Annotated in this window: 24 protein-coding genes and 1 pseudogene; 24 read left to right on the top strand and 1 reads right to left on the bottom strand. The window is 52.7% G+C overall.

What is annotated here, in order from left to right; all coding sequences use genetic code 11:
• Nucleotide 1 precedes the first annotated feature (1 nt).
• From HV302_RS07630 to HV302_RS07700, 15 genes are all read left to right on the top strand, one after another.
• Entirely contained in the window at nt 2-1,108 is a 1,107-nt protein-coding gene (locus HV302_RS07630; RefSeq protein ID WP_181627136.1) for a hypothetical protein, read from the top strand.
• 2 nt (nt 1,109-1,110) lie between these two features.
• Nucleotides 1,111-1,254, top strand: a complete 144-nt coding sequence (locus tag HV302_RS07635; protein ID WP_153879484.1) for a hypothetical protein — start codon at nt 1,111-1,113, stop codon at nt 1,252-1,254.
• A 125-nt stretch (nt 1,255-1,379) separates the two neighbouring features.
• Nucleotides 1,380-2,132, top strand: coding sequence for a DUF6651 domain-containing protein (locus HV302_RS07640; RefSeq protein ID WP_181627137.1), 753 nt, complete (start codon nt 1,380-1,382; stop codon nt 2,130-2,132).
• A 16-nt stretch (nt 2,133-2,148) separates the two neighbouring features.
• A complete protein-coding gene (locus HV302_RS07645) occupies nt 2,149-3,288 on the top strand; it encodes a P22 phage major capsid protein family protein (RefSeq protein ID WP_181627138.1) in 1,140 nt (379 codons plus the stop codon).
• A 39-nt stretch (nt 3,289-3,327) separates the two neighbouring features.
• Nucleotides 3,328-3,501, top strand: coding sequence for a hypothetical protein (locus HV302_RS07650; protein ID WP_181627139.1), 174 nt, complete (start codon nt 3,328-3,330; stop codon nt 3,499-3,501).
• Between the two features lie 2 nt (nt 3,502-3,503).
• Nucleotides 3,504-3,986, top strand: a complete 483-nt coding sequence (locus HV302_RS07655) for a DnaT-like ssDNA-binding protein (RefSeq protein WP_181627140.1) — start codon at nt 3,504-3,506, stop codon at nt 3,984-3,986.
• A 1-nt stretch (nt 3,987) separates the two neighbouring features.
• Nucleotides 3,988-4,341 carry a hypothetical protein gene (locus HV302_RS07660; RefSeq protein WP_181627446.1) on the top strand — a complete coding sequence of 118 codons (354 nt, stop codon included), beginning with the start codon at nt 3,988-3,990 and terminating at the stop codon, nt 4,339-4,341.
• 2 nt (nt 4,342-4,343) lie between these two features.
• Nucleotides 4,344-4,943, top strand: a complete 600-nt coding sequence (locus HV302_RS07665) for a hypothetical protein (protein WP_181627141.1) — start codon at nt 4,344-4,346, stop codon at nt 4,941-4,943.
• Nucleotides 4,933-5,382, top strand: a complete 450-nt coding sequence (locus tag HV302_RS07670; protein WP_181627142.1) for a phage tail terminator-like protein — start codon at nt 4,933-4,935, stop codon at nt 5,380-5,382. Before HV302_RS07665 ends, HV302_RS07670 begins: the two co-directional genes overlap by 11 nt.
• A gap of 45 nt (nt 5,383-5,427) precedes the next feature.
• Complete coding sequence (locus HV302_RS07675) at nt 5,428-6,360, top strand: phage tail tube protein (RefSeq protein ID WP_181627143.1); 933 nt, start codon at nt 5,428-5,430, stop codon at nt 6,358-6,360.
• A gap of 28 nt (nt 6,361-6,388) precedes the next feature.
• A complete protein-coding gene (locus HV302_RS07680) occupies nt 6,389-7,072 on the top strand; it encodes a phage tail tip fiber protein (protein WP_326928767.1) in 684 nt (227 codons plus the stop codon).
• A gap of 65 nt (nt 7,073-7,137) precedes the next feature.
• A complete protein-coding gene (locus HV302_RS07685) occupies nt 7,138-7,476 on the top strand; it encodes a phage tail assembly chaperone (protein ID WP_181627145.1) in 339 nt (112 codons plus the stop codon).
• A gap of 17 nt (nt 7,477-7,493) precedes the next feature.
• Nucleotides 7,494-7,781 carry a DUF1799 domain-containing protein gene (locus HV302_RS07690; RefSeq protein ID WP_016247126.1) on the top strand — a complete coding sequence of 96 codons (288 nt, stop codon included), beginning with the start codon at nt 7,494-7,496 and terminating at the stop codon, nt 7,779-7,781.
• Nucleotides 7,781-10,591, top strand: a complete 2,811-nt coding sequence (locus HV302_RS07695) for a phage tail tape measure protein (RefSeq protein ID WP_181627146.1) — start codon at nt 7,781-7,783, stop codon at nt 10,589-10,591. Before HV302_RS07690 ends, HV302_RS07695 begins: the two co-directional genes overlap by 1 nt.
• Nucleotides 10,592-10,694: 103 nt before the next feature.
• A complete protein-coding gene (locus HV302_RS07700; protein ID WP_181627147.1) occupies nt 10,695-11,177 on the top strand; it encodes a membrane lipoprotein lipid attachment site-containing protein in 483 nt (160 codons plus the stop codon).
• A gap of 211 nt (nt 11,178-11,388) precedes the next feature.
• Here HV302_RS07700 and HV302_RS28200 read toward each other — a convergent pair whose 3' ends face one another.
• Nucleotides 11,389-11,718 (bottom strand): Arc family DNA-binding protein, encoded by a 330-nt coding sequence (locus HV302_RS28200; RefSeq protein ID WP_326928768.1) that lies wholly within the window; start codon nt 11,716-11,718, stop codon nt 11,389-11,391.
• 111 nt (nt 11,719-11,829) lie between these two features.
• Between HV302_RS28200 and HV302_RS07710 the strand changes: the two genes are divergently transcribed.
• From HV302_RS07710 to HV302_RS07750, 9 genes and pseudogenes are all read left to right on the top strand, one after another.
• Nucleotides 11,830-12,003: a toxin-antitoxin system HicB family antitoxin gene (locus tag HV302_RS07710; protein ID WP_181627148.1), complete on the top strand. Its 174-nt coding sequence runs from the start codon at nt 11,830-11,832 to the stop codon at nt 12,001-12,003.
• Between the two features lie 73 nt (nt 12,004-12,076).
• Nucleotides 12,077-12,427: pseudogene (locus HV302_RS28205) on the top strand (BRO-N domain-containing protein); the annotation flags it as partial.
• A 270-nt stretch (nt 12,428-12,697) separates the two neighbouring features.
• Nucleotides 12,698-13,474 carry an ORF6N domain-containing protein gene (locus tag HV302_RS07720; protein ID WP_181627150.1) on the top strand — a complete coding sequence of 259 codons (777 nt, stop codon included), beginning with the start codon at nt 12,698-12,700 and terminating at the stop codon, nt 13,472-13,474.
• A gap of 99 nt (nt 13,475-13,573) precedes the next feature.
• Complete coding sequence (locus HV302_RS07725; RefSeq protein ID WP_158513309.1) at nt 13,574-13,750, top strand: hypothetical protein; 177 nt, start codon at nt 13,574-13,576, stop codon at nt 13,748-13,750.
• A 344-nt stretch (nt 13,751-14,094) separates the two neighbouring features.
• On the top strand, nt 14,095-14,445 hold the full coding sequence (locus HV302_RS07730; RefSeq protein ID WP_181627151.1) for a phage tail protein: 351 nt from the start codon (nt 14,095-14,097) through the stop codon (nt 14,443-14,445).
• An 8-nt stretch (nt 14,446-14,453) separates the two neighbouring features.
• Nucleotides 14,454-15,227 carry a phage minor tail protein L gene (locus tag HV302_RS07735; protein ID WP_181627152.1) on the top strand — a complete coding sequence of 258 codons (774 nt, stop codon included), beginning with the start codon at nt 14,454-14,456 and terminating at the stop codon, nt 15,225-15,227.
• A 12-nt stretch (nt 15,228-15,239) separates the two neighbouring features.
• A complete protein-coding gene (locus tag HV302_RS07740; RefSeq protein ID WP_181627153.1) occupies nt 15,240-15,971 on the top strand; it encodes a C40 family peptidase in 732 nt (243 codons plus the stop codon).
• Nucleotides 15,959-16,552 (top strand): tail assembly protein, encoded by a 594-nt coding sequence (locus HV302_RS07745; RefSeq protein ID WP_181627154.1) that lies wholly within the window; start codon nt 15,959-15,961, stop codon nt 16,550-16,552. Before HV302_RS07740 ends, HV302_RS07745 begins: the two co-directional genes overlap by 13 nt.
• Nucleotides 16,553-16,607: 55 nt before the next feature.
• Entirely contained in the window at nt 16,608-20,444 is a 3,837-nt protein-coding gene (locus HV302_RS07750) for a phage tail tip fiber protein (RefSeq protein ID WP_181627155.1), read from the top strand.
• Nucleotides 20,445-20,561: the final 117 nt, after the last annotated feature.

A 20,561-nucleotide genomic window follows, 5' to 3' on the forward strand; every position in this document is an offset into this window, starting at 1 on the left:
TATGGCACGCTCCGTCAATGACCGCCTACAGGACGAGACGATAGCGCATGGCCTTTATGTGACGCGCTACGGCACCGGCGTCGCCCGGCGCATGGTCGCGTTGCTGAATAGGATGGATGCTGACCTGGCCGCAAAACTGCTGGTGCTGCTGGAGGGTAAGCGTGCCGACACCTACAGCGCGCGCCGCCTTGCATCGCTACTGGCTGGTGTGCGGGATCTCAACCAGCAGGCCTACGAACCGGTTAACACGGCGCTGGCGCGAGAATTGACGCGCTACATTGAGTATGAAGCCGGGTATCAACTGGACCTGTTCAGCAGCATTATTCCTGAGCAAATCCTGAAACACGTTCCACTCCAGAGTATCGCGCCTGAGCAGGTTTACGCCGCAGCTGTGGCGCAGCCCTTCCAGGGACGCTTGCTGAAGGAGTGGGGGAAGAAGCTTGAATCAGATCGGTTGGACAAAATCACCAACGCTGTTCGCTCTGGTTTCCTCCAGGGCGAAACGGTAGAGCAGATTGTCCGGCGCGTAGCGGGTACGCCGCAGCGTAATCGTGAAGACGGGGTGATTAACGCATCCCGGCGCGACCTGGCGGTGGTGACCCGCACGGCGGTTAATCATATGGCTGCCTCGGCGCGTCAGGACTTCGCTCAGGCCAATAGCGATATCGTGAAGGCCAAACAGTGGTCCTCAACCCTGGATACGCATACCAGCCAGTGGTGCATCATCCGCGACCGCAAACTCTATACGCTCGATGGCAAGCCGCTGGGGCATGAAATTCCCTACCTACGCGGGCCGGGAAAAATCCATTTTCTATGCAGGTCCTGCGAAATCCTGCTCACGAAGTCGTGGGAAGAATTGCAGATAGCGTCAGGCGAGCTGAGCAGCGCCACACGCGCATCAATGGATGGCCAAGTACCAGCGCATACCAGTTATGCCGACTGGCTAACCCGGCAGCCGTACGCGCGACAGGAGCAGGTGCTGGGCGTTACCCGCGCCATGATGCTTCGGGACGGAAAAATCACCGTGCCGGAGATGTTTAACGATGCCGGGGAGTTTCTCACCATGGACGAACTGCGTCGCGTGGATGCGTCGGCGTTCGAGGGTTAACCATGCAAATCGAAAAAGACAAAACTGTCACCCTGACTGAGGCTGAGCGCAAATTCATCATGATGGCGATGATTGCCTATGCCTTATCTGGTGAGCCATCAGAAGAAGATGCTAAAACCGCAGAGCAAATAATCAATAAGCTCTGAGCATTGCAACATTGAAATCAAGGCTGCCTCCGGGCGGCCTTTTTTATGCCTGCCGCTGAGCGGATGCGACGCGGTGACCGGGTCGGATGACCTATTACCAATGGCCGGAAGGCTGGAGCAAAACAATGAAACTCAAACTCGATGCTAACGGCAATGTGGTCGTTGAAAACGGTATGCCTGTTTACGTCCATGATGATGGCAAAGAAATCCCGTTCGATGCGGTCGCAGCGATGACAAAAATCACTTCTCTGAATGGCGAGGCCAAAACTCACCGCGAAGCGAAGGAAGCGGCGGAAGCCGGTCTCGCCAAATTCGCTGGCATCACCGACCCGACCAAGGCGCTCGAAGCCCTGGATATGATGACCAAAATCGACCAGAAGAAGCTGATCGACGCTGGTGCCGTTGACCAGGTGAAAGCCGAAATTACCAAGGCATTCCAGCAGCAGTTAGACGAAGCGAATGGCAAGAGCCAGACACTGGAGACTCAGCTTTATAACGAGATGATTGGCGGCCGTTTCGGTGGCTCGAAGTTCATCTCCGAAAAGATGGCGATCCCGGCTGAGTTCGTGCGTTCCCACTTCGGACAGAACTTCAAAATCGAAGACGGCAAGGTCGTTGCCTACGACGGGCAGGGCAACAAGGTGTTCTCCCGCACCAAGCCTGGCGAACTGGCTGGATTCGATGAAGCGCTGGAATCTCTGGTCGAGTTGCATCCGCAGAAAGACTACATCCTCAAAGCGTCCGGTAATAGCGGCGGTGGTTCTCACCAATCGCAGCATCAGGCCGGGCAAAAAACCATGAAACGCGCTGCTTTTGACGCTCTGGATGGTGCCGGAAAGCAAGCGGCACTCAAAGACAGCGTCAGCATCGTTGATTAATCGAAAGGAGCCATAAATGGCAGGCAATACCCTTACTGGTCTGATCCCGACCATCTATACCGCGCTGGACGTAGTGTCCCGCGAGCAAACTGGTTTTATTCCTGCGGTGGCGCGTGACGCGAAAGCGGATGCTGCTGCAAAAGACCAGACTGTACGTGCGCCAGTCGCACCTGCAGCCACCACTGAAGATATTACGCCGGGGCCGTCAGCACCTAATACTGGCGACCAGACCATCGGTGGTGTGGATGTCAAAATCACCAAATCCAAAATGGCTCCGGTCAAATGGAACGGTGAAGAACAACTGGCGCTTGGCCCGGCCGGTACCTACAACACCATTCTGGCCGACCAGTTCAAACAGGCGTTCCGCGCACTGGCGAACGAAGTTGATGCTGACCTTGCTGCACTTTACCTCAACTCCTCGCGTGCTGTTGGTGCACCGAAAGACACGCCGTTTAGCATCAAGGACGATCTGTCCGATGCGGCGCTGGCGCGCCAAATCCTGACCGATAACGGCGCGCCGACCACCGACCTACGCATGGTGCTTGGCGGCGAGGCGATGGCATCCATTCGTGGTAAGCAGTCCGTACTGTTCAAAGCGAACGAAGCGGGTACCGACCAGTTGCTGCGTGAAGGTGTGATCGGTCGCATCATGGGCTTCAACCTCCATGAGTCCTTCAGCATTAAGCGCACAGCGAAAAGCACCGCGGCTGGTTACAAGGCCAACGGTGCGAAAAAAGAGGGCGATATCATCGTTGCCATCTCGGCGGGAACCGGCGGCATTGCTGCGGGCACTGCTGTGAAGTTTGACGGCGATGACAACCAGTACCTGGTTGTGGCGGCAACGTCTTCCAGCATCACCATCAGCGCACCGGGCCTCCGTCAGGATCTGGCTGACCAGGCAGCAGTCACTGTGCTCAGCGAGTTTGCGCCGAACATGGCGTTTGACCGCGGCGCATTCCTGCTGGCTAGCCGTACCCCTGCAATGCCTGAAGGTGGCGATACTGCTGATGACGTCATGAACGTGACCGACCCGGTATCCGGCATCACCTTCCAGGTCGCTCTGTACCGTCAGTACCGCCAGGTTCGTTACGAGGTCGGTCTGGCATGGGGCGTGGCCGCTGTGGCGCCGCGTCATTCCGCCATCATCATGGGTTAACTACTGGGGCTTCGGCCCCTTTGTTTTTCAGGAGGCCCAATGGCCGGATTAACCAAAGAGCAGCGCGCACAGCGCGAGGCTGAGAAGAATGCGGGTGACCTGGTAGAGATGGTGCGTGATACCCCAGAGTTTCCTGGTGGCCCGCTGAGTGCTGAGGTTCACCCTGACGAAATCGACAACTGGCTGGCGCTGGACTGGCGCCTGGAGGAATAACCATGCTGGTGGCCGATCCTCATTCGCCAGACTTTAACACCTACGCCAGCGTTGTTGACCTGCGCGCGTTTGCGGCGGGGCGCGGATATACCGTGCCTGCCGATGATGGCGAGTGTGGGCAGATGCTGATACAGGCGATGGATTATCTGGAGGGTAAGTCATGGCGCGGGCAGCGCAGCGTTGCTTCACAGCCGCTATCATGGCCTCGCTCTGGCGTTCGTTTTGATGGTGTTGACCTGCCGGATGATGCTATCCCACAGCGGTTGGTTGACGCGCAGTGCCGCCTGGCTATCGAGTCGCAGGAGATTGACTTAATGCCTTCGGTTGCCGGTGGTGGCGCGGTGACGATGGAGCGCGTCGAGGGTGCGGTAACTGTTCAGTACGAGGCGGGTACCAACAAGGCTGCGCCATCATTCCCTTGGTTCTACTCCTTGCTGCGAGGGCTGGTGGTTGGCGGCAATCAGATCCGCATCGAAAGGGGGTGATATGCCAATCGACTACCGACGCATGCGCAACACCGCGACCCGGCTGCTGACCGAAAACGGCAGAACCTATCAGCTGACCCGCGGCGGCGGCACTACCCGCGATCAGTTCGGGAAAGAGGTCACCACCCCGGCGATGACTGCGACCGTCACCGGCGTTATCACCGAATACTCATCCCGAGAAATCGACGGCTCCCTAATCGCCACCGGCGATAAGAAGCTGGCGGCCACGTTTGAAACAGAAGTGCGTATCGATGACCGTATCGAAATCGACGGCAAGAAATGGCGCGTGGTGCAGCCGAATCCGGTCAAGCCTGCTGATGAACTGATCTCCTACAACATACAACTGAGGGCGTGAGTATGGCCAGCACAGCTAATCAGCCGTTCCTGGCTGTCATTCAGTTGTTCGTTGATAGCTCGAAGCAGGAGATGGACGAAGTGGTGCGCCGGACGGGCATTAAAATCCTCGCTCAGCTCGTTGAGATGTCGCCCATTGGGCAGCCGGAAAAATGGGAGGTAAACCAGACCGCAGTGGCCTATAACGCTGCGGTGCGTGACCATAATGCTGCCCTTCGCGTTGATCCTGCCAACCTGACCAAATCGGGACGACTAAAGCGCGGTTTGCGTGTAAACGACTCGATGGACATCAAAAAGCCTGAGGGTTATGTCGGTGGTCGGTTCAAGAACAACTGGTATGTCGGGTTCGATAGCCAGCCCACAGAGACGAACGATATCCCAGATGCTTCCGGGCAGGGCTCAAACTCCCGCGGCTTGGCGGTGCTGGAGGTGTTCCGGGTAGGTCAAGTCAACTCGATTTATTTCACCAATAACATGCCTTATGCGGTAGCGCTGGAGAGCGGGCATTCCGGTCAGGCACCCGGTGGCATGGTCGGCATCACTGCGCTGGACGCCGCGCAGCTGTTCCGTGAGGCAATGAGCGAGGTGCGCAATGGCCGGTGACCAGTCAATGCGGATCGCTGAGCTGCTGGAAAGCCGGATCGCGGTTATCGGTTCTTCGCTGGGCCTGCCGATAGCCTGGCCGAACATCGCGTTTACTCCCCCTGATAATGCGCCATACGGGCGCGTTTATATCTTGCCCGCCCAAACGGTGGGACAGGATCTGGAGGGTCAGATGCGTACCTATCATGGCATCCTGCAACTGAACATCATCGCGCCTGCCGGCAGCGGCGTAACGCAAGCAAGGGGGCTGGCAACGTCGGTCGCTGACGCATTCCCGGAAGGGCTGCCGCTGGCGGATGGTGACCTGACCGTTTACATCAACGGGCCGCCGCAGGTGCGCTCCCCAATACAGGATCGCCCGACGTCAGCACCAAACGGCAGTAGCGGCTCCATCACCTACACCACCCCCGTCAGCATGCAGTACCGCGCTGATTACTGATCCGCCAAACGGCGGGTTTTTCATACCTCAATTCAGGAGAATGCAATGGCATTCGCAATCCCTAACGGGTCGCGTGTAAACGTGGCCAAGGCCTATCTTGCGCCGATTATTTTCACTGCAGCATCCAATGCCACGGAATGCGAACTGACCGTTGCCTCGGCTGCTGGCATCCTCGCGGGCGATGTTGTCCAGGTTAACTCTGGCTGGTTGAAGCTCGACAACATGGTCGTGCGCGTTAAGTCAGTCTCCGGTACAAAAATCGTGCTGGAAGCGTTCGATACCACCAACACTGCTAAATTCCCGGCAGGCACTGGCGCTGGCACACTGCGTAAAATTGATTCGTGGATCACCATGCCACAGGTGATGACGCTCTCTACCGAAGGCGGTGACCAGCAGACTATCTCTATCCAGTTCCTGGAAGATGATAAGGCCCGTACCATCCCAACGTTCAAAAATGCCGTGGTGCAGGTCTACACCTTCGCGCATGACCCGCAGTTGGCTATCTACAAACGGCTGATTGAACTTGATGAATCTAGCGATACCACGGCTGTCTGGTTCCACAACCCGCGCGGAAAAGCGGATCGTTACTACTCTGCCAAGGTGTCCTTCCAGAAAGTGCCGAAGACCGAAATCAACGCTGTGGAAAGCAATGAAGCGCGTATGAACTTCGAATCAGATATGCAGATTTACCCTATCGTTGATGCATCCGCTACGCCGCTGGCGTTCCTGACTGACTTGCCAGCAACCAAAACTGTTGCCAGTGGTGCAGCGTTGGATCTGGCAGTGGTTATGCAGGGCGGTTCCGCGCCTTACACCTACGTGTGGAAAAAGGGCAGCACAGCAATTCCTGGCAAAACCGCATCGACGTTCAGCATCCCGTCGGTTGCGTCCGGTGATGCTGGTTCGTACACCTGTGAAGTCACCGATGCCGCAGGCAAGACGCTTACTTCTGCTGCGTGCGCCGTCACCGTCAGCTAAAAACCGGCCCGGTTCGCCGGGCTCATTTATGCGCATCGCACGCGCACATCAAAGAAAGTCTTTCAGCTGTGAGCCTGGGCAAACCGATTACTTTCGGCGGCTTTGCTGTGCGACAGGCTCACGCCTAAAAGAAAATGAAAAAATGAATAAAGATATGGTGCTCATATTACGTGACGATGGCCATGAGCTTCAAACGGCTGAGTATACAGCCCGTTATGATCGTGATGGGAAAAGAACGATTGCCATGGGGCTTTATGAAAAGAGTCCATTCAGTTTCCGCATTGAACGAGTAACAGAAGATAAAGCCACGGGATGGGCTATTAGCGTCAAAGATGGCAAGGTCTTTATCAAAGATGCCTTTATTGGTAGTGGCATTGTTTCTGCTAACTATAACGTGACGTTGAACATCAACAATGATGGAAAAGAATACGCTGCCGGTATGGCCGTAGATGTTGAAGGCGACCAGGGCAAGGTTGAGTTTAAAGCTGATCACTTTAAGGTGCATGAAGCCGTCGGAAAGGCCGCGGTAAGCGACATGAAGATGATGAAAACTGTGCTCTGTGACGAAATGAAAATGGCCATCATTGACACGGTACGAGAAAGCAATCTGTTCCAATATCATCCGGCTGGCCTGCAACAAGCGATGCACGATGCGGTAAACGATGCAATCCGTAACGCACTGAAGCCCGGCGGCCTGCTGTACAGCCGCTAAATTACGCTCACACACTCAAAAAATCGACCCGCTCCGGCGGGTTTTTCTTTTTCTAAGGAACCGAAATGACTAAGTTCTCACTCATCCCCACTCCTACATTTTCTGTGACAGCGAGCATTCCGCGCGCCGGGGCCGAAGACGGCAAACTGACTTTCACTTTCCGCCATAAGACGCTGGAAGAGCTGCGCTCCATGGACGAGAAGCTGCAAAAGGCCGCTGAAGGTAAAAAGGCTGCTATCGAGCCACAGGCCGACTACCTGATGGAAATTGTCGAAGGCTGGGCGCTACCTGACGAGTTCACCCGCGATAACGTAATTGTCCTCCTGAAGAACTATCCTCGCGCGTTCGACAGCATCGGTCTGGCCTACGCCAAAGAGCTTATGGGTATCCGCGAAAAAAACTGAGGCAGGTCGCCGCAGCATTGTATACGCCGGGACCGACGCTCGCGGAGCTGAGCGCTTTTGGTTTGACGCCTGAGGACGTGGAGGAAGAGGTGGGGATCCTGCCCTCGGTGTGGAGGTCCTTCACCATCTTCTCTTCCCTGGCGACCCAGTGGCGAGTCGGCGCGAGCGGGGCGACCGGCCTTGATTACAACGTTCTCCCCTGGATGTTCGAGTTACATGGGGTTGAGGATGCGGCGGCCTGCATGGCTGACCTTCAAATTATGGAAAGCGAGGCTCTCAAAGTAATGCATAAGGAGACGAAGTAATGACAGACCAGATCGCCTCGATTACTTTGCGGGCCGATGTTGCCGACCTGAAAACAGCCAGCAATGAACTGGATAAACTCGGAGAGGCAGCGGCAGGTGCCGTCGGCAAGGCTGATGACCTGAACAGTGTTTTCCGTGCTGGCGCTGAGTCGACCAAACAAGGCACGGCAGGTATTAAGGAACAGCAGACCGCGCTGAAGGGGTTGCTGGAGAACATCGACCCGGTAAACAAGGCGCTGAACCGGCTTGACGAGCAGCAGGCTGCGCTACGTAACTTCCAGTCGAAGGGGTTTCTGGATACCGATTCGTTCCAGGCGTATAGCAAAATTCTGGACGACACTCGCCTAAAGCTAACCGACACTGGCGAAGCGGCGGCGAAAGCGCAGGCCGAGCTGGCGGCCACCCAGGCCGCTGAGAAGCAATCCGCAGCACTAAAAGGCCTGCTGGGCTCCATTGACCCGACGATCCGTGCATTCAACTCGCTGGATGAGCAGCATGCGCAGTTGGTGGCCCACTTCGAAGCAGGCCGCATCAACGGTGCCCAGTTTGAACACTTTAACGATGTCCTGAATCAGACACGCCAGCGCCTATCCAGTGTGGCTGACGTGCTCCCTGAGGCGTTATCGCGGCAGGAAGTTGCTGCGCGCCGCGCTGGCTTATCTGTTGGGCAATATAACCAGGCGCTGCGGATGCTTCCTGCGCAGTTCACTGATATTGCAACGCAGTTAGCTGGTGGGCAGTCTCCATTCCTGATCCTGCTGCAGCAGGGTGGGCAGATTAAAGATTCATTTGGTGGTGTTGGTAATACCCTCAAAGTGTTTTTGTCCTTCCTGAATCCAATAAATGCTGCACTTAGTTTGTCAGCGCTAGCATTTGGCGTGTTGGCTGTTGCTGTGTACAAGGCGCGGCAGCAGATTGATGAAGCATCAAAAATAACGACATCTTCTCTTGGTGCTAGTGGTGATGCTGCTGAACGGCTCGCGCTTAACATGGTCGCCATATCTGACAAAACAGGTAAGGCGATTGATGAAGTTAGCAAGATGTTCATTACCACCAATGATGGAGCCAGCGAATCAATTAAAAAACTGATTGATGTCGGCTATAGCTATGATGAAGCGAGGAAAGAGGTTGAAAAATACAAAAGCACGGGCAATTTCACTGCACTGAATGCTGACATTGACGCTCATCGACGAGAGATTCTTAAGATCGGTGACGCGTGGTCAGAAGCCGCTATAAAGGAGAAGAACAAGTATACTGGTTCAAATCTCGGCAAGCAGAACGTCGCGCTTGGCGGTGGTATTGATTATGGGCTGAAATTCATTGAGCAGGGAATTGACCTGCAAAAAACGATGAACCAGCTGACAATCGATGGCAATAAAGCAGTCGCAGACTCAGTTGACTGGATCAATAAAACGTGGGAATCAACCGATCGCGTTGCAGGAGCAGAGGCAAGGCTTAAAGAGGCTCGAGAGCAGTCAAGGAAAATTGCTTTCTCTGGAGATAAAGAGGCAATTGCAAACGCTCAGCAACTCATTGCGTTGCGCCAGCGTGAGGTCGAGGATGCAATAAAGCAGCGTGACAAAAAGAATAACCCCAAATCACCCACCGTAAAGGTTGATGCTGGTGATCGCACCATCGAGAACTACCAGGCTCAATCGAGAACACTGACTCAGACCCTCGAAACGCTACGTCAAACTGGTGATACTCAGGTCAGAAATACCGAACTCAGCAAACAGCAGTCACGCTTTGCGGAACTGGACGAGGCAGCCAAAACCCGAGCCCTAACCACGCAGGAAAAATCACTCCTGTCGAGCCGTGAAGCCATTCTTAACGCTGCCAAGATTGTTGACCAAAAGAACAAGGAAGTTGAGGCCCAGCAGAAGATTAACGGCCTGGCGCAGCAGGCGAATAAATACTTCACGCAGATGTCGGAAAAGACCGATGCTTTGCGTGACAGTGCAGGTCTCAGTGGTCGCCAAACGCAGCGCATGATGGAAGAAGCGCAACTCCGTCAGGGGTGGCTAAACGGAGGCGGTAAGCTCGAAGATACAGGCTATGAGAAAGAGCTAGCTGCCCTTCGTAACTACTATGCCGAAGAGGATAAGTTGCGGGGAGACTGGAAAGCAGGTGCATTGAGCGGATGGAATGAATATCTGGAGGCTGCGACCGATACCTACAGCGCAGTGAAGGGCGTTGCTGGTTCAGCTCTTACCGGACTATCCGACATGCTTACCGACCTTATGACCACTGGTAAAGCATCGATTAAGTCATTTGGGATGTCGATGCTGAAGATGATCACGCAGGTCGTAAACCAGTTGATGGTTGCCTATGCAGTGCAAGCAGCTATGGGCTGGATAAATGGCGGTGCATCATCATCCCCCGGAGGAGGGCAATCATTTGCTGTTCCGTCTTACACCCCGAATGCTAAAGGAGGCGTCTATGATTCGCCGGGTCTTAGTAAGTATGTAAATGGTGTCTACGATTCTCCTCAGTATTTCACCTTCCAGGGCGCGTCGAAGTTTGCCAAGGGCGGTGTGTTTGCCGAGGCCGGCGCTGAAGCAATTATGCCGCTAACTCGAGACTCTGCTGGACGACTTGGCGTAAGGGCGCAAGGAGGCGGTGGGTCCCAACCTCAGGTCAATATTGATATTTACGTCGATAATAAGGGCAACTCATCATCAACCACTTCTGGTGATGGGAGTGATGCAGCAAGAGCGTTAGGAAAGGAGATCGAAGCCAAGGTGACTGAAGTCCTAGTGAGGGCATCCAGGAGTGATGGATTGCTCGGACGACAGTTCCAGCCGAAGTAATTCTCATTGAAGTCATTTTGAGAAAGCAATATCACACGTACCTAGTTACACCAAAGCATCCCTTGGTTATTATGCTCAAAACCATACTAATCAGGGGATGATAATGAAAAAGGTCTTTGTGACTGCTGTGCTAGCCTTAGCGCTTTCTGCGTGTACTGTGAGTGGCTCAAGCAGCAACACTCAAAAGCAAGCCAAGTATGATGAGCTTTCAAAATGCGATGTTGCTATCGAAGCACCTTCTCATTCGCCGACAAACAAAAAAGACTTCGCAGAGTTTCTCTCTGTGCAGGCTCGCAATGCCTCAGCTGATCAGTTCGTAACTCAAAAAAGGCTGGATATCCTTCAGCTTGTTGGGTGGAATTCTTCTGTCGCTGACGCAATTGCATCGTGTGGGGCAAATAGAAAGGATAAGCGGAAGGAAATAGCATCAGGCGCTTTCGATATCATGAAGGAAAGCACCAATAATGCAGATGAAAAAAGAGCGCTCATCGAGGCGTACAGCTCTTGGGAAACATACGTAACTAGCCAAACACCACTCGCTAAACAGGATTTCGATGCGAAGGTGGGTTACTACAAAAATATGTGATTATGCTGCTCCCATAACACTAAACCCAACACGGATCTTTAATCACAGCCCACTCAGGTGGGCTTTTTAGCATTGTGTGCTACGACCACATCACCATATCTATTCAAATTACCCCACGGGTAATTTCTGCACTACAGCACCTAGCTTCCAGCACCCACCCGCGCTATACGGGGTAGGTGCTCTTTAACAGTTGGGTGGTGGCGTAGCGCGGTCAGGTTGGATCTTTGTCGTCACTTAACAACTCCTTTATATCTACATCGGCCGGGTTTTTGTGCATCTCAGTAAGGGCCTCAGCGAAAGCGGTTAGTGCCTTAATTATACCTTCTGGATTATCTACATTTTTAATCTCTATTGGCTTTCCATTAACCATATCGAATTTGATGGACTTCGCTTTCCCAGAAAGTGCATCTTCAAGAATCTGCACGATCTCTGAATTCATCGACCTACCATTCTGCTTAGCTCTCTCTGCAATTGCATCCCGCATCCCGTCCGGGAAGCGAAGGTTGAACTTATCCTGCATCTGACTTGGATACTTGCTCATGGTAATCCTCAAAATTATTTCCTGAATTTATTATGGGGCCAACTTGACATATGCTGCAATGGTGTTAATTTAATATCAGGTGTTAACTTGGCCCCAAAGATGGAGATTGATATGCAAGAATCACTTTTTACAGAACGGAAGAACATCAAGCTAAACCTTCGTCTACCAGCTAGTTTGGATAAAGATATCCGGCGCTTGGCTGAGATGGACTGCATTTCTCTGAACTCTGCAATTGTTCGTCTGCTGGCGAAGGGCGTGAGGGAAGAGGTGGCGAATGGTCGCTAAATACAGCGAAGCCCGGAAGTGCGCGAACACTAACCGGGCTTCTATCGAAAATAACCGACTAGGAAATATCGACATGAAAAGTTTAACAAAACCAGTACCAGAATTCACCATCTTTAAGTTTGGCTTTCATGATGTTCGTGTCATAACGAAGGATGGAGAACCGTGGTTTGTAGCAGAGGATGTTTGCAAAGCACTCAAATTGAGCAACCCGTCTATGTCATTGAAATCTCTAGACGATGATGAACGGTCTAAGTTCAACTTAGGGCGTCAGGGCGAGGCTAATATCATCAGTGAATCAGGGATGTTTACATTGGTGCTCCGCTGTCGCGATGCCGTAAATTTCGTCTCTATCCCTCATCAGTTTCGCAAATGGGTTACTGCGGAAGTTCTTACTTCAATTCGTAAGACTGGTAAGTACAGCAAAAAGGATGAGAAAGACGATGGTCTTATTTCAAGTCTTGTGCTGATTTGTGAAACATGGGATTCAGCTCGCCAGCAAATAAACGCCTTCGATCCAAAGATGGCTGCTCGCCTTAACTCGACAATGAATATGTTCTGGATGTACACGATGAACATGAAAGGGAGATCAAAAGGAGGTGTTAAACATCGCACTAGCTACTTGCAGTAAAGAAAAACCGCCAGTTACAGCTGGCGGCTATGTCACAAACCCTAACTCTTACATAAGGAATGTCGAATGACTTCTAAGAATGTAGCAAATGTAGGCTCAATTGTCACTACACCCCACGTGCCAGAAATAACGTACCGCGGTAAACGAGTTGTTACCACTGAATTTCTTGCTAATGGGTATGGCGCGACTGAAAAAAACATTAGCGATAATTTTCTCAATAACAAAAGCCGTTTCGAAGAGGGTAAACATTACTTCAAGGTGGTTGGCGAGGAGCTTCGGGATCTGAAGAACAGACCCGAAATTATCGGGGTAGTTGGAAAGCGTGCAAAAAGTGTTGTTCTGTGGACTGATCGCGGAGCTTCTAGGCACGCGAAGATGCTTGAAACTGACCTTGCCTGGGATTATTACGAGGTGTTAGAGGAAGCGTACTTCCGTCCACGTGAAAACATGGCATTGCCGGATACTTACGAGCAGGCTCTTGAAAATCTGCTTTCTCAGGTGAAAATGAACAGGATTGTCATTGAACAGCGCGATCGTGCAGTTAAAGAGAAACGCTGGATTTCCGAGAAGCGAGAAGTAACAGCTATGACGACTGCCTCTATCGCTGTGCGCGAGAAAAATAAGTTGGCAGAACGCCTTGGTGAAGGGAAAAACTATGCAGCTATTATCCCGGTAGAGAAGAAGCTCGGAAAGAAGTTCCCCTGGCAGCCTCTGCGTAAATGGTGTCGGGAGAATGACTCCACCCCACATGATGTTAACGACCCGCGTTTTGGCTCGGTTAAGTCATGGCCCCGTGCGGCATGGCTTGCTGTGTATGGAGTGGATTTGCGCAAGATCTTTTAATCAGCCGAAGCCTCGGCAAATCTCCTGAGAATTCAGGACATCTCAAACCCGCTTAACGGCGGGTTTTTTACATCTATAGCCGAAAGGCAGGAGAACGTTATGACTTTAGAAGAACGCATTGAAGCGCTGGAGAAAGATGTCTCAGCTCTTAAAAAGCAGGTCAGTGACACGAACGAGGCGCTTTCCTGCTTTGAGAGTGTTATCAGAAATCGAATTAACGAATTTAGTGCTTATATCGATACGGCTACTTTAGCCGCTCGTGGAATTTCTCAATAGCCACCTTTTCAAGCTCTTCGATAGTTGATTTTCTGATGTCCATATCGCCTGGATCGAATGTGACTTGTGTGAATCCCGCGGGCGTATTGAGGCCAATAGTTACATTGCAGTTTCCTGTTCTTGATGGGTCTGACTGCCAGTCAATATCCCGAATTGATGTGATGGAAAACTTTCCCATTTTAAATTCCCTTAACCAGAGGTAATCAGCCATCCCTCCTTCCCAGAGTGCGTCAGCGTCCCACCGCTGACGGGCTGAGTCTACACATTAACCAGGGTTATCAGTTAGCAACATCCTGATATTCAGACAGTAGCCACCCTTGGGTGGTTTTTTTTATGGAGCAAATATGGCCGTTGAGACATATAACTGGCACTCACAACTCGGTGCTGGCGCAGTGGAATACAGTCAGACCGTAAGATCAGCACAGTTCGGTGATGGTTATGAGCAGGTAGCTGAGAACGGTATTAACTCCACCGCCATTCAGGTTCCAATGAAGCACGCAGGAACGGAGGCGGAAGTTAACGTAGTTCGCGACTTCCTGTTGGAGCATACCGTTAAGGCTTTCATCATCACACCGCCGGGAGAAGAGAAGGGGCTGTACCGCGTTGTCGCCGACTCCGTGCGCAAAAACCAGATTAGCAGCAAATTCGCTGAGCTGACATTCACGATTAAACGCGCCTATGGCGTCTATGCCTGAGGTGGAGCATGACAGCACTGATTGATACAGCTGCAATGCTGGCGCCGGGCGGTAGAGTCCGGCTGGTTGAAGTAGATGCTTCAGAGTTCAGTGGCGGTATTCATCGCTTCCACTACAGTCCATTTCCCCATACACCCGCCGAGATCGAAGCGGCGAAAGGCGATGAGACTAAACTTGGACCAAAGCCCATATTTTGGGATGGTAAAACCTTCGACTTCTGGCCATTCCAGATTTCTGACCTCGCTCTCTCGACCGACCAGGCCGCTGAGCCGAAACTTAGCGTATCGAACCTTGACGGGCATATCACTGCGCTCTGCCTGCAGTTCAAGGACATGGTTAACGCGAAGGTAAGCATCATCGACACCTACGCCGTTTATCTTGACGCGGTGAACTTTCCGGGCGGCGTTAACCCAACGGCGGATCCGACAGCGTTCTCTTTGCAAACCTTCTGGCTGGATACCAAAACCTCAGAAGATGATGAGGTGGTGTCGTGGTCTCTTAGCAGCCCGGCGGATTTGCAGAATCTGGTTATTCCCACCCGGCAGATCACATCACTCTGTGAGTGGGCTTTGCGCGGGCAATACCGCAGCGGTGATGGCTGTACCTACAATGGCACGGCGTATTTCGATGCGAAAGGTAATGTAGTCACTGACCCTGCATTGGATGTATGCGGTGGTTGTCTGAGCGATTGTCGTAAGCGGTTTGGTGCTGGCCTGGCTGAGCCCAATACCGCAATCCTCGATTTCGGCGGCTATCCAGCAACCGTGCTTTTCTCTCGATAACCGGACATCTAAATGAATAAAACGATTATGAAGGCGATCCGAGCGCATGCGCTGGAGGAATCCCCGCACGAGTGCTGCGGTCTCATCATTCAGTCGGGGCGGCGCCAGCGTTATATCCCGGTTCCGAACAGCCACGAAAACCCGACAGATCATTTCCGTATCGATGGTGAACACTGGGCGAATGCTGAAGATGCCGGCACGATTATCCGTGTCATCCACTCACATCCGGGTGACGGCTCGCGGCCTATCCCGTCCGACCTCGATCGCCAGCAGTGCAACAACTCCGGTGTGGTGTGGGGCATCTACGCCCCGGACTGCGAGGAATATGCCGAGATAACACCGGACGCCATCCCGCTGATTGGCCGCCCGTTCATCCTGGGCTCTCACGACTGCTGGGGACTGGTCATGGACTGGCACGCTACCCAGAGCGTAACGCTGACTGATTTCCGCGTCGATTACCCGTGGTGGGAAAGCCAGTACCCGGACAACCTGTATTTCGATAACTGGGAGCGGGAAGGGTTTGTCGAATGCGACCCGTCGCCAGGCTGTATGGTCATCATGCAGGTTGAATCCAGTAAGTGGAACCACGCGGGGATCATTACCGAGGAAGGCGAGCTGCTTCACCATCTGTACGGGCAACCATCCTGTATCACGCCGTATGCGCGAGGTTATTTCAAAGACAGGACGATGATCTGCGTCCGTCATAAATATTTGCCGCAGGAGATTCAGCCATGGCGCGCTTAACCACGATTCGATTGTACGGCGCGCTGGGTGCGCGATTTGGGCGAGTGCATAAGTTGGCAGTGCAAACGTCAGCGGAAGCGGTGAAAGCCCTGTGCATCAATTTCGACGGGCTGGAGCAATATCTTTATGACGCCAAAAAGAACGGCATGACTTTCGCCGTGTTTCGTGGGAAACGCAATATCGGCGTGAAGGACTTTAAAGAACTGGCGGGGGATAGTGATATCCGTATTGCACCTGTAATGGAGGGAGCGAAAAAAGCAGGGATATTCCAGACTATCCTCGGTGCTGTGATGGTGGTCGCGGGAATAGCCATATCATATTTCAGTTCCGGAGCGCTTGCCACCTTTGGCGCGAGCCTTGCTGCTGGTGGTGTTGGCATGATGGCCGGTGGCATTTACCAAATGCTATCACCTCAATCGAGAGGACTACAGGGACGTGATGACCCTGATAATAAACCCAGCTATGCTTTCGGTGGTTCGGTAAACACTCTTGCCATGGGTAACCCGGTAGCGGTGCTCTACGGTGAGCGCGAGATTGGCGGCGCCATCATCAGTGCCGGCATAGTTGCCGAAGATATCTGACGACTCCTTATCTTTCAATTAGCACCCCTCCGGGTGCTTTTTTTATGGATGCAATATGGCAAAGATTACTGGTGCAAAGGGTGGCAGCCAGAAGCAGCACACGCCCGTAGAACAGCCTGATTCAGCCCAATCTATGGCGCGTTGTCGTATGTTGCTGGCGCTGGGTGAAGGTGAGTTTGCTGGTGGGCTGGATGCCACGCGTATTTTCTTAGACGGCACTCCGCTGGGCAATGCCGATGGTACGATGAACTTTGAGAACGTTACCTGGGACTTCCGTTCTGGCACTCAGGTTCAGACACCAATCCCCGGATTCCCGGCAGTTGAAAATGAAACCAGCATTGGTGTTTCGCTGACGAAAGTCACCCCATGGACTCGAGCTATCAGTAATACCCAGATCGATGCCGTACTGGTGCGCATTGGTATTCCAGGACTTCAGCAGCAGGAAAATGATGGTGATATCGTTGGTACAACCGTGCAATACCATATTGATCTCGCCGTTGATGGTGGCGCGTATTCTACGGTGATGACCAAAACGGTGACGGAGAAACTCAGCTCTCTCTATGAGCTGACGCACCGTATCAATTTGCCCAAAGCTACAACCGGTTGGCAGATTCGCGTTGTTCGAGATACCGCTGATAGCACTAGCCAGATGCTGCAGAACAAAACCCAGGTGCAGGCAATCACTGAGGTAATCGATGCCCGCCTGCGATATCCGCACACGGCGCTGCTGTATGTGTCATTCAATGCTAAGTCATTCAGCAATATTCCGAAGATTTCATGTAAGCCGAAGGGAAGGGTAATCCGTATCCCTCAGAACTACGATCCGATTGCTCGTGCGTATAGCGGTACATGGGACGGTACATTCAAATGGGGATGGACGAATAATCCCGCATGGATTTGGTTCGATATTCTGACTGAACCCCGCTTTGGTCTCGGTCGCAGGGTTACGGCAGCGATGCTTGATAAGTGGGAGTTGTATCGTATTGCCCAGCGTTGTGATCAGAAAGTGCCGGATGGCAAGGGAGGTAGCGGTACCGAGCCTCGTTTTATGTTTGACGTTTATATTCAGGCTCAGGCCGACGCCTGGCAGGTGATCAAGGATATCGCCGCAGGCTTCAACGGCATGACGTTCTGGGGCAACAACATGTTCAATGTTGTCTCGGACATGCCGGCAGACACGTCGAAGTTGCAGATACTCACCCGCGCATCCGTTGTAGGTAAGCCGAGCTACTCGAGCGGAAGCGAGAAGAACCGCTACAGTTCGGCGCTGATTAACTTCAGCGACCCGGATAATCACTACCAGGATCGCACCACCGCCGTGATATTCCCTGAGTTGGTGAAGCAGTTTAAGTTTAAGCAGACACAGTTGACGGCGATCGGATGTACGCGCGAAAGCGAGGCGCAGCGCCGTGGAAGTTGGGCGGTCTATTCGAACTCTCTTGACCGCATCATCACGCTGCAGACCGGGCTTGATGGATTCGCATATGTGCCGGGTACCGTTTTCGCTTTTGCTGATGAACGGTTGTCAGGGCGGGTCTATGGTGGACGTGTTGTTGATTACAACGCCGGACTTAAAGCCGTAACAACGGATCGCGGTACCAGCGCCGTTGCTGGCGATACGCTGATGATTCGAACGCAGGGTGGTATTGTTGAAAGCAGGGTAATCCAGGCGGTAAATGGCACACAACTTATTGTGTCCACGCCGTTTACTGCGGTGCCAGCACCTAACGCAGTATTCGTCATCGATGCGGGTCAGCTGCGTCTTCAGTACTTCCGCGTCACCAATCTGACATTTAACGACGAGGAAAATACCTTCAGCATCACTGGCGCAGAATACAACGCGTCAAAATATGATGCGGTCGATAACAATGCCCGTCTGGACACGCCACCAACGAGCCTGATACCAACTGGCCTAGTCAACCAGCCGACCAATATTGTGGTCGCGAGCTATGACGCGGTGCGCCAGGGGCAGCGAGTGGCTACTCTTACAGCATCCTGGGATGCACCTGTCGACAAGAACGGTAAGCCACAGGCCGATGTCATAGCCTATCGGGCACAGTGGAAGCGCGGCGACAATGAGTGGATTAACGTACCGGAGACCGGTCTTCGCAATATCGAAGTGCCTGGCATTTTCGAGGGTGATTATCTGGTCCGCGTCCGCGCTATCAGCTCTGGTGGTTCATCCAGCCTGTGGGCAACTTCTGCGCTTACCCACCTGACGGGGCGTGCGGGTGATGTTCCAAAACCTGTAGGGCTCACGGCCTCCGAAGATGTCATCTTTGGGGTTAACGTTACCTGGGGATTTCCTGCCAATACTGGTGACACCATGAGCACTGAACTGCAATACAGCATTGCAGCTGACGGTTCAAATCCAATGCTTTTGGCATCTGTACCGTATCCGCAGAAACTTTATCAGCAGATGGGGCTAAAGGCTGGGCAGGAGTTCTGGTACCGGGCTCGTCTTGTAGACAGGATCGGGAATCAGAGCGGATGGACAGACTTGGTGCGCGGGCAGGCGAGCGTCGATGTTTCCGATATCACGGATTCTATCCTGGAGGATATGAAAGACTCCTTGGTGTTTAAGGACCTGATGGAGAATGCTGTCGACACCAGTGAGAAAGTCGCTGGCATGGCTAATGATATTAAACAGGCTGTCGATGACCTTGAGCAACAGGCCAAAGATATTCAGGAGAACGCTGACGGGCTGGCGCAAGCCGCAGTTAAAATCGATGAAATCGCGCTAAGTATGGACGGCGTGAACGGGCAGATGAAGAACTCCGCCATCGCGATTATTCAGAGCAACCTGGCGCAGGTCGCCACGCGGAAAACGCTCTCAGCCACGGTTGCCGGAAACAGCGCGCAGCTGGACCGCATCGATCAGGTTATCGTCGATGAGAAGGAGGCCACTGCTCAATCGCTGTTAAGTCTGCAAACGGACGTCGCCGGTAATAAATCCTCGATTAACAGCCTGAGCCAGACGGTTTCGAATTATCAGCAGGCGACGGCGACACAAATCAACGCCATCACAGCGACGGTTGAAGGGCATACCTCATCCATCACGACAAACGCCCAGGCCATTGCAGGTATCAACGGTGATTTATCCGCGCTGTACTCAATCAAAGTTGGCGTGGCCAGCAACGGACAGTATTACGCCGCGGGGATGGGGATCGGCGTTGAGAACACTCCGAACGGTATGCAGTCGCAAGTTGTTTTCCTTGCTGACCGATTTGCGGTGACTCATCAGGCTGGAGATACTGTTACGCTACCGTTTGTTATTCAGAACGGGCAGGTGATTATCAGGGATACGGTGATAGGCGATGGCACCATCAGTAACGCCAAAATCGGCAACTACATCCAGTCCAACAACTATGTTACAGGTTCGGTAGGCTGGCATATCAATAAAAATGGAAATAGTGAATTCAATAACGTAACAGTCCGCGGTACAATTTACGGCAATGACGGATATTTTAATGGGACGGTCCGAGCTAATAAAATAGAGGGTGACGTTTGCGCAATTTGGACTTTCCCGCAAATGTCTATAGCAGGAGGGGACGGAAGGAGCCAGACATTATACTGGAGAGGTGGCCTGAATTATCCTGCTCGTATTTGCATACCATATTCAGCCATTTCAATGGGCGTTTCTAGACCAGATAACCAATTTAGGGTCCAGCTAACGATAAACGGAGTAGTTATGTTTGATGAAACGTTCAACAATACCACCTCAATCCTCCGAAACGTTGTAGGTTATGTGGATGTACCTGCAGGCGCGGTCAACGTACCAATCACAGTCAACGTCTGGAAGGTGCAAGGGGGACAACCAAATACGCTTTACTTTACTGTAAACCGATTTACAGTAATCGTCTCCCCTGCAACAGATAGATTCTTTAGTTAATAAGGAGCGACACAGTTAGATGGAGAGCCGATGCGATGGAGCCGGTATTTGAGCAGGCGCTGGTGGCGCGGTACGGCTTCAATCAGCTGGAAATGACAGCCAACGGTGTTCTGCCGG

This window comes from Citrobacter sp. RHBSTW-00859, assembly GCF_013729795.1.
Classification (GTDB): Bacteria; Pseudomonadota; Gammaproteobacteria; order Enterobacterales; family Enterobacteriaceae; genus Citrobacter; species Citrobacter braakii.

Excerpts from the sequence above, each read along its gene's own strand:
- HV302_RS07670 (WP_181627142.1), top strand. The coding sequence starts at position 4,933 with ATGGCCGGTGACCAGTCAATGCGGATCGCTGAGCTGCTGGAAAGCCGG.
- HV302_RS07675 (WP_181627143.1), top strand. The coding sequence starts at position 5,428 with ATGGCATTCGCAATCCCTAACGGGTCGCGTGTAAACGTGGCCAAGGCC.
- HV302_RS07640 (WP_181627137.1), top strand. The coding sequence starts at position 1,380 with ATGAAACTCAAACTCGATGCTAACGGCAATGTGGTCGTTGAAAACGGT.
- HV302_RS07740 (WP_181627153.1), top strand. The coding sequence starts at position 15,240 with ATGAATAAAACGATTATGAAGGCGATCCGAGCGCATGCGCTGGAGGAA.
- HV302_RS07750 (WP_181627155.1), top strand. The coding sequence starts at position 16,608 with ATGGCAAAGATTACTGGTGCAAAGGGTGGCAGCCAGAAGCAGCACACG.
- HV302_RS07700 (WP_181627147.1), top strand. The coding sequence starts at position 10,695 with ATGAAAAAGGTCTTTGTGACTGCTGTGCTAGCCTTAGCGCTTTCTGCG.
- HV302_RS07680 (WP_326928767.1), top strand. The coding sequence starts at position 6,389 with ATGCGCATCGCACGCGCACATCAAAGAAAGTCTTTCAGCTGTGAGCCT.
- HV302_RS07695 (WP_181627146.1), top strand. The coding sequence starts at position 7,781 with ATGACAGACCAGATCGCCTCGATTACTTTGCGGGCCGATGTTGCCGAC.
- HV302_RS07655 (WP_181627140.1), top strand. The coding sequence starts at position 3,504 with ATGCTGGTGGCCGATCCTCATTCGCCAGACTTTAACACCTACGCCAGC.
- HV302_RS28200 (WP_326928768.1), bottom strand. The coding sequence starts at position 11,718 with ATGAGCAAGTATCCAAGTCAGATGCAGGATAAGTTCAACCTTCGCTTC.
- HV302_RS07635 (WP_153879484.1), top strand. The coding sequence starts at position 1,111 with ATGCAAATCGAAAAAGACAAAACTGTCACCCTGACTGAGGCTGAGCGC.
- HV302_RS07730 (WP_181627151.1), top strand. The coding sequence starts at position 14,095 with ATGGCCGTTGAGACATATAACTGGCACTCACAACTCGGTGCTGGCGCA.
- HV302_RS07720 (WP_181627150.1), top strand. The coding sequence starts at position 12,698 with ATGACTTCTAAGAATGTAGCAAATGTAGGCTCAATTGTCACTACACCC.
- HV302_RS07735 (WP_181627152.1), top strand. The coding sequence starts at position 14,454 with ATGACAGCACTGATTGATACAGCTGCAATGCTGGCGCCGGGCGGTAGA.
- HV302_RS07660 (WP_181627446.1), top strand. The coding sequence starts at position 3,988 with ATGCCAATCGACTACCGACGCATGCGCAACACCGCGACCCGGCTGCTG.
- HV302_RS07685 (WP_181627145.1), top strand. The coding sequence starts at position 7,138 with ATGACTAAGTTCTCACTCATCCCCACTCCTACATTTTCTGTGACAGCG.
- HV302_RS07665 (WP_181627141.1), top strand. The coding sequence starts at position 4,344 with ATGGCCAGCACAGCTAATCAGCCGTTCCTGGCTGTCATTCAGTTGTTC.
- HV302_RS07630 (WP_181627136.1), top strand. The coding sequence starts at position 2 with ATGGCACGCTCCGTCAATGACCGCCTACAGGACGAGACGATAGCGCAT.
- HV302_RS07710 (WP_181627148.1), top strand. The coding sequence starts at position 11,830 with ATGCAAGAATCACTTTTTACAGAACGGAAGAACATCAAGCTAAACCTT.
- HV302_RS07650 (WP_181627139.1), top strand. The coding sequence starts at position 3,328 with ATGGCCGGATTAACCAAAGAGCAGCGCGCACAGCGCGAGGCTGAGAAG.
- HV302_RS07725 (WP_158513309.1), top strand. The coding sequence starts at position 13,574 with ATGACTTTAGAAGAACGCATTGAAGCGCTGGAGAAAGATGTCTCAGCT.
- HV302_RS07745 (WP_181627154.1), top strand. The coding sequence starts at position 15,959 with ATGGCGCGCTTAACCACGATTCGATTGTACGGCGCGCTGGGTGCGCGA.
- HV302_RS07645 (WP_181627138.1), top strand. The coding sequence starts at position 2,149 with ATGGCAGGCAATACCCTTACTGGTCTGATCCCGACCATCTATACCGCG.